General features: G+C 63.3%; 8 protein-coding genes and 1 pseudogene. 2 read left to right on the forward strand and 7 right to left on the reverse strand.

Annotated elements, in window-relative coordinates; all coding sequences use genetic code 11:
- Window positions 1–598: DMT family transporter (locus tag B3397_RS15630; protein WP_296251712.1), on the forward strand; the 598-nt coding region annotated here is incomplete at its 5' end.
- Window positions 599–604: 6 nt separating this feature from the next.
- Here the strand turns inward: B3397_RS15630 and B3397_RS15635 are convergent.
- From B3397_RS15635 to B3397_RS15650, 4 genes are all read right to left on the reverse strand, one after another.
- Window positions 605–1,441: an EamA family transporter gene (locus tag B3397_RS15635; protein WP_296251714.1), complete on the reverse strand. Its 837-nt coding sequence runs from the start codon at window positions 1,439–1,441 to the stop codon at window positions 605–607.
- Between the two features lie 435 nt (window positions 1,442–1,876).
- Window positions 1,877–5,686 carry a hypothetical protein gene (locus B3397_RS15640; RefSeq protein ID WP_296251716.1) on the reverse strand — a complete coding sequence of 1,270 codons (3,810 nt, stop codon included), beginning with the start codon at window positions 5,684–5,686 and terminating at the stop codon, window positions 1,877–1,879.
- A gap of 362 nt (window positions 5,687–6,048) precedes the next feature.
- Entirely contained in the window at window positions 6,049–6,504 is a 456-nt protein-coding gene (locus B3397_RS15645) for a metallophosphoesterase family protein (RefSeq protein WP_296251717.1), read from the reverse strand.
- Window positions 6,501–7,541, reverse strand: coding sequence for a UV damage endonuclease UvsE (locus B3397_RS15650; protein WP_296251719.1), 1,041 nt, complete (start codon window positions 7,539–7,541; stop codon window positions 6,501–6,503). Before B3397_RS15650 ends, B3397_RS15645 begins: the two co-directional genes overlap by 4 nt.
- Before the next feature lie 131 nt (window positions 7,542–7,672).
- On the opposite strand from B3397_RS15650, the gene B3397_RS15655 reads away from it, so the two are divergent.
- Entirely contained in the window at window positions 7,673–8,605 is a 933-nt protein-coding gene (locus tag B3397_RS15655; protein WP_296251721.1) for a DNA-3-methyladenine glycosylase family protein, read from the forward strand.
- A 102-nt stretch (window positions 8,606–8,707) separates the two neighbouring features.
- Here B3397_RS15655 and B3397_RS15660 read toward each other — a convergent pair.
- The 3 genes and pseudogenes from B3397_RS15660 to B3397_RS15670 form a co-directional block, all read right to left on the reverse strand.
- A pseudogene (locus B3397_RS15660) lies at window positions 8,708–10,327 on the reverse strand (PAS domain-containing protein); the annotation flags it as partial.
- A 254-nt stretch (window positions 10,328–10,581) separates the two neighbouring features.
- Window positions 10,582–11,577, reverse strand: coding sequence for an AraD1 family protein (gene araD1, locus B3397_RS15665; protein ID WP_296251723.1), 996 nt, complete (start codon window positions 11,575–11,577; stop codon window positions 10,582–10,584).
- A gap of 14 nt (window positions 11,578–11,591) precedes the next feature.
- The gene (locus B3397_RS15670) at window positions 11,592–12,767 is read right to left on the reverse strand and encodes an L-rhamnonate dehydratase (RefSeq protein WP_296251725.1); all 1,176 of its coding nucleotides are present in this window, start codon (window positions 12,765–12,767) and stop codon (window positions 11,592–11,594) included.
- Between the last annotated feature and the right edge of the window lie 334 nt (window positions 12,768–13,101).

The following is a 13,101-nucleotide window of genomic DNA, read 5'->3' on the forward strand; positions in this document are numbered from 1 at the left end:
GGCAGGGCTCGCGGCGCTGTTCGCGGACTTGTTGCCCATCGGCACCGCCGTGCTGGCGGCACTGATGGGTCAGCGGCTGAGCCGGGGGGTATGGTTCGGCTTGGCCATTGGACTCGGCGGCGTGGTGCTGGTGACCTACTCCGGATTGTCCTTGGGCAAGGCACCGCTCTGGGCCTATGGGCTGCCGCTGTTGGGCATGCTGTCGCTGGCAGTGGCGACGTTGTGGCAGAAACATTCGAGCGGCGCAGGCTCGCCGGGATTGCTGGGAACACTGTGGTTGCAGGCCTGTGTGAGCAGCGTGGTGTTTGGCGCCGTCGTAGGCTGGCAGGGTAACCTTTGGCCGGTGCCCACTGCAGGCTTTGCGATCAGCGTCCTGTGGACGGCCCTGCTCTCGAGCCTGGGTGGCTATGGCCTGTACTGGCTGTGCCTGAGCCGTTCCAATCCCACCCGGGTCGCGAGCGTTCTCTACCTGAGCCCGGGCGTGACCTTGCTGTGGGCGTGGTGCATGTTCGATGAGCCGCTGTCCTGGCTGATGTGGGTAGGCACGGCGGTGTCCGGCGTCGGCATCTGGCGCGTGATGCACGCGCAACGTGCATAGCCCACCTCAGCTGCCACCCTTGATCAACACGATGCCGGCGGCCACGAGCACAGCGGCCATTACCCGGCGACGCCCGAACGGCTCTTTGAACAGCACCGTGGCGACTACCGCACCGATGATCACGCTGCTCTCGCGCAGGGCCGCCACCTTGGCCACGTTATCGAACGTCATGGCCCACAGCACCAGCCCGTAGGCCGCGCAGTAGGTCAAGCCGCCGAACAGCGAGAGTTTCCATTGGCTGCGGATATGGGCCGTCAATGCGCCACCTCGACGCCAAGCGGCAAAGGCGGGAATCGGTATGCTCAGCACCAGGGTGAAATAGGCCAGATACGACAGCACCCCCTGCCCGCTGCGCACGCCCTGGGCATCGATCACCGTGTACAGCGCCACGCAGACCCCAGCCGCGAGGGCGTTGCCGGGGGCGCGCCAGTCGCCGCGCAGGTGCAACAGACTGAGCACGCCCAGCGACAGTACGATCACACCGACAACGCCCAGCGGTGGCAGCGCGTCGCCCAGCCAGAGGGCGGCGAATACCACCACCAACAAGGGTGGCAGGCCACGGACCAGCGGATACACCTGGCCAAAGTCGCCGAAATGATAGGCGCGGATCAGGAAGTAACGGTAGAACAGGTTGACCAGCACGGACAGCGCGATCAGGCCCCACATGGCGGGCGTGGGAAAGGCGACGAAGGGCACGATGAGCACTGCGAGGATGAAAGCGACCGCGTCCACCATGGCCATCGAGGACAGCCGGTCGCTGCTGGATTTGACCACGGCATTCCAGCTGGCGTGCATGAAGGCGGAGATCAGGACCAGCACGGTGGCCAGGTTGGCGTCGGACATGGGTGGCTCCAGAGTGAGGAGCGGGCAGCATGGCAAAGGATGGGGAGTTGGGCCAATTGGTTTGAGGGTGGGCGGGTATCAGTGGGGGTTATGGGGATTTGCGGTGAATGGTCCCCTCACCCCAGCCCTCTCCCTGAGGGAGAGGGAGCTAAAAGCAGTACGCGCCAGCCGCAACCCCATCGTACGGCTCCCGCCCCTCAGGGAGAGGGGGCTAAAAGCAGTACGCGTCAGCCGCACCCCTGCGTACGGCTCCCGCTCCCTCAGGGAGAGGGGGCTGAAAGCAGTACGCGCCAGCCGCAACCCCACCGTACGGCCCCCTCTCCCTCAGGGAGAGGGGGCTGAAAGCAGTACGCGCCAGCCGCAACCCCACCGTACGGCTCCCTCTCCCTCAGGGAGAGGGCTGGGGTGAGGGGACCATTCACCGCACATCCCAGATCACCCCCGATAATCGCTCGGCTTCATTGGCTGAGGCTCATACTTGGGCCCTTCCGGCTGCTCGCCATGCCCCACCAGATCCTCGGTGCTCCACCAGCTCTCGGCTGTCTCGCCGCCCTTCTCGGTAAACTCCGCGTACTGCTCCGGCTGCGCCTCCCATGCCGGCATGTCCTCTGGGAAGTAGTACTCGTACCACTCATCCGTCAGCTCTGGATCGTCGTCCGATACGTACTTGTATTCGACTCCGGCCAGGTAGTTGAACTTGTCGCCCCAATCCTCTTCCATCACCCCCAGGTCACTCAGGTAGCTGAGCTGGTCGCGCACCTCATCGGCCGCTTTCTTTTGCTTGTCGTACTGGATCGCCGAAGCAATACCCAGGCCGATCACCGACAGCACGATGCCGATCGCGCCGAGCGCCGTGCCCGCCGTGGAGGCGGCTGCGGCAGAGCCTATCCCCAGCCATGAAGCGGCACCTGCAAACGATGCCCCGGTCCACGCCAATCCAGCGGTCAGGCTCAGCGCGCCCTGGGTTTTCTCCAGGTCCGTGGTGTTGCTGTCGAACTTGGCAATGGCGTCGGCGCCCATGTAGACGCCCAACAGGCTGCCACCCAGATAGGACGCGTTGGCCACCAGTTTGAGGCCGGGACCAAACAGCTTGACCTTGTCCGACAAGCTGAGGTTGGCGTAGGCGGTGCCCATGGACTTGGCCATCTTCTCCACGGTTTTGCTGACCGCCGACTGCTCGCCCGAGGACATCTTGTTGAAGGCCTCGAGCACCTGGCTGCCGGTCGGCGTCTGAATGCGGGCATTGATGTCCTTGTACAGATTGGACACGTTGGGGTTGTTGACCTTGGGGGCCTCGGGGTCGGGAATCAGTTTACCCTTGAACACGTCGGAGCCGTTCATGTCCAGGCCCAGGGCCTGGGTCACCCCAGGCTTGCCCAGCAGCCTGGCCAGCGGATCACCGATCGCACTGACCGCGGTGGGCGCCGACGACACTGCAAACAGCAGATAGAACGCCGAGGTCATGCGTTCTTCCGGGGTGGCTGCGGCGTTGCCGCCGGCCTGGGTCAGGGTCATGGTCGCGGCAACGATACTGGCCAAGGCGCCGGCGGTGCCGAACACGCCATCCTTGGCCAGACCCTTGATCATCTCGCCCACTTTGCCCTTCTCGGTAGGCAGCACGTTGGCCTTGTCCATGGCGTCCTTGAGCTTGGCGTCCAGGTCACTGTTCTGGAAGTCGCCGAGCGCCTTGAGCCAACCTCTGTCGGTATCGGTCACCGACACGGTGATGGTGCTCTTCAAAGAATCCTTCATCATCTCGGACATCACATCGCGCGCCGACTTGGCCGCCTTGAGCTTGTCCATCTCGTCCTGGGTCAGGACAGTGCCGCCTTCCTTGCGAATGTCCTCCAGCTTCTTGCCGCTCATGAAGTCATCGTAGGCACTGGTCAAACCGCCAGCCGCCTCGCCGAAATAGGAGCCCAGCACCGACGCCCGCACCGTGGTGTACACGACGTCGTCGATGGCGGTATTCAGACTGTCCTCGCTCAGGCCGGTGTCGCTCTCCACCAGGTCGTTGAGCTTTTCCACGGTGGAGTTCATCTGCAGGTTCTGCTGCACCTCGCGGGCCTTCTCCGGGTTGAGCAGGTTGAGCGAATTGAGGTCACCGTTGAAGCGGATCATGGCGCCGTTCTCGGCGGCCAGATCGGCCTTCTGCAGCTCATCCTGATAGGTCGGCGACGTCATGGTGGCAACGATGCGGTCTTCGAGGCCCTGCTTGTCCTTGACCTCGCCCACGGCCTCCTGCAGGTATTTCTGGGTGTCGGCGGTGATCTCGTCGTTGCCGGCCAGCTTGGTCAGCTCTTCCTGCAATTTGTCCTCGTTGACCAGCCCCTTCCACTCTTCGGCCGTGAGCCCCGCTGGCGCATCGGCATACACCAACTGGTCATAGCCAGTGTCGTAGTAGTAAGGCAGGAAACCGAAGCCGCCGCTCAGTGCGTTCTGCGCCTTGAGCAGGGCCAGGAATTTTTCCTTGTCGGAACCTTCGGGCTCATCCTTGTAGGCGGCCTCGAGCTTTTCCATGTACAGCTCGTTGACGGTTTTGCCCCCCGACGTTTCGGCATTCATGATGTCGGTGGCCGAGGGTGTCAGCAGCTCTTTCTTGTCGTCGTTGTCCAGGCCACCCTCGGCCACCGGCTCGCCGGCTTCCACGTACTGCGCGTAGGCATTTTCGGCAGCCTTGTTGGCGTCCATTTCGCCGCCGTGCTTACTCCAGTAGTTTTCGACGATACCGACTTTCTCGTCCTTGATTGCATCGCCGCTCAAGGCCGATCCAAGGCGGGCGAACAACTCATCCTTGACCTGGGCAATGGCGTCGTCGAGCGACACTTTGTGTTCCAGCTTGTCGTTGATCAGGTTCTGGTACAGCGCCTTCAGGGTCGGGTCCTGCAACCCCGACAGGGTCCGCGTGTCGTCCAGCGTGCCGCCGCCCAGGGCCAGTGCCAGGGCATTAAGGTTGTCTTCGTAATTGGGGTTGTCGAGCACCGTGTTGTCGCCGATGAAGGTGGCGTAGGCCTCGCGAGCGACATCGCCGGCGTCGGATTTGCCCGAATGCTTGCCCCAATAATTGTCGAACAACTCCATCTTGTCGTCGGCCTTGGCGTCGTCGCGCAAGGCATTGGGCAGGCGCTCGAACAGGTCGTTCTTGACCTCGTCGTAGGCAGCGTCGAGGTTGGGGTGCTCGCCTCGCTCGCGCTGCCCTTCCAGCTTGGCGTAGATCAGGCTGGCGTAGTCGTCGCGAATGCTCTTGTCGGTGAAAGGGGTGACCGTGCGACTGTCCAGGTCGGCACCGGCAGCCATGTTCGCGGCCACCTGATTGAGCGTGTCATCGTAGTCGATGCGGGTGTGCACTTCCGACACCTGGGGCGCCGGCGGCGGTGTGCTGGTCTTGAATTCTTCATAGGCCTGGCGGGCCAGGCCGTCGGCATCATCCTTGCCGGCATGCTTGTCCCAATAGCCCTCGATCACGTCGACGATATCGCCTTGATCCACATCGCTGTTGGCCGCGGCACTGCCGATGCGGTCGAACAGTTCCTGCTCGACCTCTTGCATGGCTTCGTCCAGGTTGGTGGGCGAGCCCTGGGCCTTGAGCTTCTCGGTGATGAGGTTCTGATACAGCTGGGCCAGCTCCTGATTGTTGTTCAGGCTCAGGGCCAACGTGCGACTCTCGACGTTGACGCTGCCCACCAGGGAGCTGGCCAAGGCATTGAGGTTGTCGTCGTAATTGGGGTTGTCGGTGCTCGGCTTGCGTTCGGCCCAGTAGCTCTGGAACGCGCTGTTGGCGAGGCCGCCGGCGTCGCTCTTGCCACTTTGTTTGTCCCAGTAACCGTCGAGCACATCGATCTTCTTGCCGCCACCCTTGTCGCCACTGACCGCGTGTTCGGAACGCGCACGCAGGTCCTTGATCGCATCGTCGCGGGCTTTCTCAACGCTGACCTGTTTGCCGTCCTGGGCTTGTTGCTTGAGCTTGTGCTGCACCAGGGTCTTGAACAGGTCGCCATGCTGCTGGCTGCCGCTGACACCGACCACCGTGCGCTTGTCCACATTGACGCTGCCCGTCAGGCTCACCGCCAAGGCATTGAGGGCATTTTCGTAGGCCTGGGGATCGAGGGTGTCGGGGTTGTCTTTGGGCGCGTCGTCGACGGCCTTGCGGGACAGTTCGAGAATGGCGGAGAACCTGGTTTCCAATCCGTCGGCGGCGCCGTCGGTGGTTTTACCATCAGTGGAACGCGCGGCTGCGAGGCTCATGGGGGACTCCCTGGTGGGAGGCGGAGCGAGAGCGGCCCCGCCGTATTGTCCAACAATCCCATGAACGTTTTGCGGGTGTCAGCCGGGGATGTTGCAAAGTGTCAGGTGGGACACAGAAAGGGTTGGGTTGGTTGGGGAAGGTTTGGGATCTTCGGTGAATGGTCCCCTCACCCCAGCCCTCTCCCTGAGGGAGAGGGAGCCGTACGGTGGTGTTGCGGCTATCCACGATCCGCTTTTAGCTCCCTCTCCCTGACGGAGAGGGAGCCGTACGGTGGTGTTGCGGCTATCGACGGTCCGCTTTTAGCTCCCTCTCCCTAAGGGAGAGGGCTGGGGTGAGGGGACCATTCAGCGAAGATCTCGACCTAGACCAACACCACCAGCTCAGTCTCAACCCCCTCAGGGCCGATATCCATCATCACCAACGTGATCGACAACTTGAAGCGCCGCGGCCCCGCACTGCCAGGGTTCAGATACAACCGTTCATCGCGCCACTCGATCACCGGCTTGTGCGAATGCCCGGTGATCACCAGGCGGATACCGGGATCGAGGTCTCTGGGAACGTCCGCCATATCGTGCACCAGCAGGCCGCGCCAGCCTTCGATCTCGAACTCCAGGTGATCGGGGATGGACTGCGCCCACGGCGCATTCAGGTCGTTGTTGCCGCGTACCACCGACACTGGCGCAATGCACGCCAATGCTTCGAGAATCTGCGCCTTGCCGATGTCACCCGCGTGAATGATGCGCTCGCACCCCTGCAACGCCGCCAACGCCTCGGGACGCAGCAGTCCGTGGGTATCGGAGATCACGCCCACCTTCATGCCGGGCTCCCGGCCGCTGCCGCGATGTATTCCTGGTAGAAATCCAGCGCCGCGAGATTTTTGTGCTTGGCCTCGAACATGATGTCGAACCGCGGCAGAAATTGCAGTGCGTAGGTGTTGGTCCAGCGGTTCCACATGCGTTCGCTGTGGCCGTACAGGTCGCGCTTGGGCATCACTTCCAGCAGCGCCGCCATCTCCAGTTTCTGCTCGGCGCTGAAACCTAGCTCCTGCAAGCGCTCCTGTGGCTGGGAATAATGCATGGCCGGGCGCACGCCGCGCCAGCTGTCGAGAATACGTTCGACCCGGGCGCCAAAAGGGTCGATATAGTCGTTCTCGTTGATCCAGCAATGGTGAATATCCAGCACCACCGGGGCCAGATCGGCCAGCCCGAGGCAATCGTCGACGCCGTAGGTCTTCTCTTCGTTTTCGAAGGTGATGCAATGCCGTGCCTCGGTCGACAAGCGCGGCCAGATTGCACGAATACCCTCGGCGCCCAGGCGTCCGGCAATATGGACATTGCATTTGAAATCCTGGAAGCGCACGCCGTAGCCCATCATGCGAATCATGTCGGCGTGGTACTCGAACTCGGCAATACTGTTCTCCACCACCTCCGGCTTGTCCGATCCCAGCACGCAATACTGCCCGGGGTGCAGCGACAAGCGGATGTCGGCGTTGCGGGCCAGCGCGCCGATGGCCGTGAAGCGTTCGCCCAGCCAGCGCTGCATGTCAGGGTCGTGATAGAACGCAGCCACCTGGGGGTGGCTATAAAAAGGCAACAGATCACTGCTCAGACGCAGCATGCGCAGCGTCGGCGGGAGCTCGGCGACATACGCCAGCAGGCGCAGTTGGGCATCCAGGTTATGGGTCACCACTTCCAGCAGCTTGTCCCGCGCCTGTTGCGGCGACACTCCGTTCATCCAGCGCAAGGTGGTGGTGCGCGGGTTGAGGCCGCCTTCGATGACCTTGAGTGCGGCCAGTGACAAGCTGCGAATGGGATGGCGATATTGGCAGGCAAAGCCGATGCGAGGATGACTCATGGGCGCTGGCGGACTCCGCGATAAAAAGTGTGTGAGGGGTAGACAACCGGATCGTCCCACCGGCTCCGTCGATTGTCTGGCGTATAGTGTCGGCACTGCCCTGCCACTCTCTGGACGTGCGAATCCTCACCATGAAAGTCATTGCCGTCACCGCAACCGACGAGATCGAACTGTACTTCCAGCCGCCCTTCGACTGGCAGCGCATGCTGCGTTTCTTTGGCGGCCGCTCCAGCGCCGGGGTGGAGGCCGTGGAGAACGGCATCTACTTCAGGACCATCGAGTGGCTGGGCGACAGTGGCTTGCTCAGCGTACGCCTGGACCTGCAACGACCCTGTCTCATCGCCCGCATCGAGGGTGAGGCCAGCCGGCATCTGGCAGCCCTTGTACCGAAACTGCTGCGTCTGTTCGACCTGCACACCGACCCCGCGGCGATTGCTCAGGCTTTCAGCCAGGACCTCTGGCTCAGCCGCCTGGTGGAACAGGCGCCGGGCTTGCGTATCCCGGGGGCGTGGTCAGGCTTCGAGCTGGTGGTGCGTACCATCGTCGGCCAGCAGGTCAGCGTGAAGGCGGCGACCACCATCACCGGGCGCCTGGTGCAGCGCGCCGGCCTGCCGGTGGTCGGCCCCAGCCACCCCCTGGCGGGCTGGCAGTTCCCTACGCCCGCCGCCTTGGCAGCGGCCAATCTCGATGCCATCGGCATGCCCACCAAGCGTGTCGCCGCCCTGCAGGGGTTTGCCCGGGCGGTGGCCGAGGATCGCGTGGTGATCGATGCAGTGGGCGAGGATCGGGCCCACCTGGATGCGTTGCGCAAGGGCCTGCTGGCGCTGCCCGGCATTGGTCCCTGGACCGTGGAGTACACCGCCATGCGCGCCTGGCGCGACGCCGATGCATGGCCAGCCAGCGACCTAGTGCTGATGCAGGCGATTACCCGGGAGCATCCTGAACTGCTGAAACCGGGCCACCAGGCGGTGCGCAGCGAGCGTTGGCGCCCTTGGCGGGCGTATGCGGCGATGCATTTGTGGAATGAGATTGCGGATCGGGTGGGGGGGGAGCGTGGGGGGTGATTCTTGGGTGGGTGGTGGAAGGGTTGGGATTTGGGGGGCGGTGGAAAGGTTGGGATTTGGGGTGAGGGGACCATCCCCCCCAAACCCCCAACCTGATCACTCATGCCGCGGCAGATAAACACTCACCGTCGTCCCCTGCCCCACCTGGGAACGCAGCTGCACCCGCCCACCGGATTGCCGTGCGAAGCCGTAGATCATCGACAAGCCGAGCCCGGTCCCGGAGCCCACCGGTTTGGTCGTGAAGAAGGGTTCGAACGCCTTGGCCATGACTTCCTCGGTCATGCCGGTGCCGGTGTCACTGACATGGATCGCCAGATACTCGCCAGCGCCGATGGCGTTATCCAGGTCATCGCTGCCATCGAGATGCTCGTTCGCCGTCTCGATCAGGATGCGGCCTCCCTGCGGCATCGCATCGCGGGCGTTGATGCACAGGTTGAGCACCGCGTTCTCCAGCTGTGCGCCATCTATCAATACCGTCCAAGGGTTGGCAGTACCTTGCACCTGCAGGTCGATCGTCGCGCCCACGGAGCGGCGCACCAGTTCCTCCAGCCCCTGGATCAGTTCGTTGACGTTGGTGGGCAACGGTGCCAGGTTCTGCCGCCGCGAAAAGGCCAGCAGCCGATGGGTCAGGGACGCCGCGCGCTTGACCGCGCCCTGGGCGACAATCAGGTAACGCCCCATGTCCTCCAGGCGACCCTGTGCCAGGCGCATCCTCATCAGCTCCAGGCTTCCGGAGATGCCTGCCAGCAAGTTGTTGAAGTCGTGGGCAATCCCACCGGTCAGCTGCCCGACCGCCTCCATCTTCTGGGCCTGACGCAACGCCGCCTCGGCATCTTCGCGCTCGGCGATGGCAATGCGTACGCGCTCTTCCAGGGTCTGGTTAAGCTCCTGCACGGCGGCCTCGGCTCGCTTGCGGGCGGTCACATCGATGGAGGAGCCGATCAAGCCCACCACCTCGCCCGCCTCGTTGAGCAGCGGCGCCTTGAGTGACAGCCAGGTCGCTGCCGTGCCATCGGACAGGCGCACCTGTTCTTCGATTTCCACGGTCTGGCGTCCTTCCATGATGCGCCGGTCGTTTTCCATGATGACTCGGGCCTGAACCTTGTCTTCGAGAAAGTCCAGGTCGGTGCAACCGATGTACTGCTCCGGCGGCTTGCCGATCAGCTCGGTGGCGCCATGGTTGGCCACCAGCATGCGGCCTTCGCGGTCCTTGGCGTACACCACGCCCGGGACCGCCGAGGTAAAGCTGCGCAGCAAGCTGGTGATGCGGTCGCGCTCGGCCTCGGCATTGCGCCGCGTTTCGATGTCCAGCAGCACGCCGGGGAAGGTACAGGGGCGACCTTGCTCATCGAACTCGACGTGGCCGCTGGCTTCGATCCAGCGGTAGATGCCATCGCTCTGCAATACCCGGTATTCGCACCGGTACGGGCCCCCACGGCCCAGCGCCTCGAAGATCGCCGCCTGGACGCGACTGCGGTCCTCGGGGTGAATGCAGGCGGTGACCTGCTCCAGCGGCAGGCCCTGGGCACAGACCTTGGCCGACAGCCCGAAGGAACGTGCAAAACGCTCGTCGCCACTGACATGGTCGGCGGCCACATCCCATAACCAGGTACCGATGATGACCCCGGCATCCAACGCCAGCTGCAGGCGCTGGGCGGCGTCGTAGCCACGCAATTGTAGAGGCAGGGACTCGCTGCCGGAACGTTCATCTGGACGGCTCATGGATGGATCGACTCGCGTTGCACAGCGGGTTTCGGGGAGGCTATGGCTGAGCTGATGGCCTGATGCCTGGATGGTGACGGGACGACCGCCGGAATTCAAGCGACGTGCGTCCATCGTTCAGACACAGAAGGCGAGTAGATGTTCGGGAACCTGAGCCGGCGATCATCACGCCGCTCCCATGGCTACCGGCAATGAAGCAGCCCGGTACCCTGCAGGGCACCGGGCCGGAGGTGAGCAGGACAGGCCTGTCGCGTTTAGAGCGCCTTGACCGCGCCTGGTGCAACAGGCGCGACGCCTTCGCCGATCGGGTTGATCAGCGGTGCACCGAATGCCTCGCTGGCGATCTCGAAGCGATCGCCGGGGCGGGTCTGGATGCCGTCGGCGAACGACAAGGTAGCCGTACCGAAATAATGCACGTGCACATCACCCGGACGCAGGAACTGGGCGTACTTGAAGTGGTGATATTCGAGGTTCTCCAGGCTGTGGCACATGTTGTCCTCGCCCGACAGAAACTCTTTCTCCCAGATCACTTCGCCGTCACGACGAATGCGGCTGGTACCCACCAGGTGAGGGGGCAATGCGCCGACGCGCAGCTCCGGTCCATAGGCACAGAAGCGCAGCTTGGAGTGGGCCAGGTAGAGGTAGTTCTTGCGCTCGGTAACGTGGTCAGAGAACTCGTTGCCCAAGGCATAGCCCAGCCGATACGGCTGGCCATCGTCGCCGATCACGTAGAGCCCGGTAAGCTCGGGTTCTTCCCCGGCATCTTCGGCGAACGGCGGCACCGGGAACGCCTGACCCGGGCGCACGACAATGCTGCCATCGCCTTTGTAGAACCACTCCGGCTGGGCACCCACCTGACCGGCTGCCGGCTTGCCGCCTTCCAGACCCCATTTGAAGATGCGCAGGGTGTCGGTCATGGCGGCTTCGCCCTGCTCGGTCTGCTGATGCATCTTGTCGCGGGTGGCGGCGCTGCCCAGATGGGTCAGTCCGGTACCACTGACCAGGCAGTGTGCCGGGTCTTCATGATCCAGCGGTGGCAGCAGCCTGGCGCTGGCCAACAGCGCGGCGTACCCAGGTCCGGCCTGGGTGCCTCGGGCCGCCACTTCGGCGGCCAGGGAGCGGCCCTGGCGAATCGCCGCCAGGGCCAGCTCGCGGGTGCTGGCGATGTCGTTGACCACCTGCACGTGTTCGCCTTCGACCACACCGACCTGACGCTGCCCCGCTTCGTTTTCGAACTGTATCAAGCGCATGTGCACAGCCTCGCTTACTCGATGATGTTGAATTCGCTGAGGTACTCGTCGCTGATTTCCAGGCCCAGGCCGGGTTTGTCGTCATCCAGTTGGATATAGCCATTGACCGGTGCCGGCTCGCCTTTGAACACGTAGTAGAACAGCTCGTTGCCGACCTCTACGTCGAACACCGGAAAGAATTCGGCCATGGGCGACGCGGTGGTGGACATGGTCAGGTGGTAGTTGTGCATCTGCCCGGCATGCGGGATGACCGGCACCGACCAGGCCTCGGCCATGGCGTTGATCTTGCGGGCCGCGGTGATGCCACCGACGCGGTTGGTGTCGTACTGGATAACGTCCACCGCGCGCCGCTCGAGCAGGTCCTTGAAGCCGTAGGAGGTGAATTCGTGCTCACCGCCGGAGATCGGCATGATGCCCATCTTCTTCAGCTCGATATAGCCTTCGATGTCATCGGCGATCACCGGCTCTTCCAACCAGCGCGGTTCGAACTCGGCCAGCTTGGGCAACATGCGGCGGGCGTATTCCAGGGTCCAGCCCATGTAGCATTCGAGCATGATGTCGACGTCGGGGCCGGCCAGTTCTCGCAGGGCACGCACCTGTTCGATGTTGCGGCGCATGCCCGCCGGGCCGTCCTTGGGACCGTAGCCGAAACGCATCTTCAGCGCCGTGAAGCCTTGGGACAGGTAGCCCTGGGCTTCTTCCAGGAACAGGTCGAGGTTGTCATTGGCGTAAAGTTTGGAGGCGTAGGTCCAGATCTTGTCCTTGGTGCGCCCGCCTAGCAGCTTGAACACCGGCTTGCCCACTGCCTTGCCCATGATGTCCCAGACCGCGATGTCGATGGCCGAGATCGCCGCCATGCCAATGCCCTTGCGGCCCCAGGCGTGGCTCTGGCGGTACATTTTCTGCCAGATGTATTCGTTGTCGAAGGGGTCTTCGCCGATGGCGATGGGGGCCAGGTACGTGTCGATGATTTCCTTGGCCACCCGCGGCGCCAGGGCACAGTTGCCGATGCCCACCAGGCCGGTGTCGGTTTCCACTTCCACCACCAGCCAGCCGTGAAAGCGGAACGAGCCCATGGCATCGCCGCGCTCGAACAGGATATCGCTGGCGTTGGTGCAGAAGTGCGCCTGGGGCGGCACGACCTTGCCTTTCCATTCGAATACACGGGTACGGATCGCTGTTATTTTCATTGTTGTAGCTCCTTTCAGGCGCCGAGCGGACGCCGTTGTACATGCCGTTGAAGGCTTCTTGTGATTGGGCTCGAGCGGGCTCGATGGGGAGACTGTAGCGAGGGGAGTGATATCCAGCTAATCACTTATGGGCATTTGGTGATAGCTGGGGGTTATCGGGGGATTGGGGGGATTGGGGGTGGGGGTTTGGGTCCTCGGTGGAGGGTTTGGGAGCGGTGGTGGGTGGTCCCCTCACCCCAGCCCTCTCCCTGGGGGAGAGGGAGCTAAAAGCGGATCGTCGATAGCCGCAACACCACCGTACGGCCCCCTCTCCCTCAGGGAGAGGGTTGGGGTG

The organism is Pseudomonas sp. UBA4194 (assembly GCF_002379585.1).
GTDB lineage: Bacteria > Pseudomonadota > Gammaproteobacteria > Pseudomonadales > Pseudomonadaceae > Aquipseudomonas.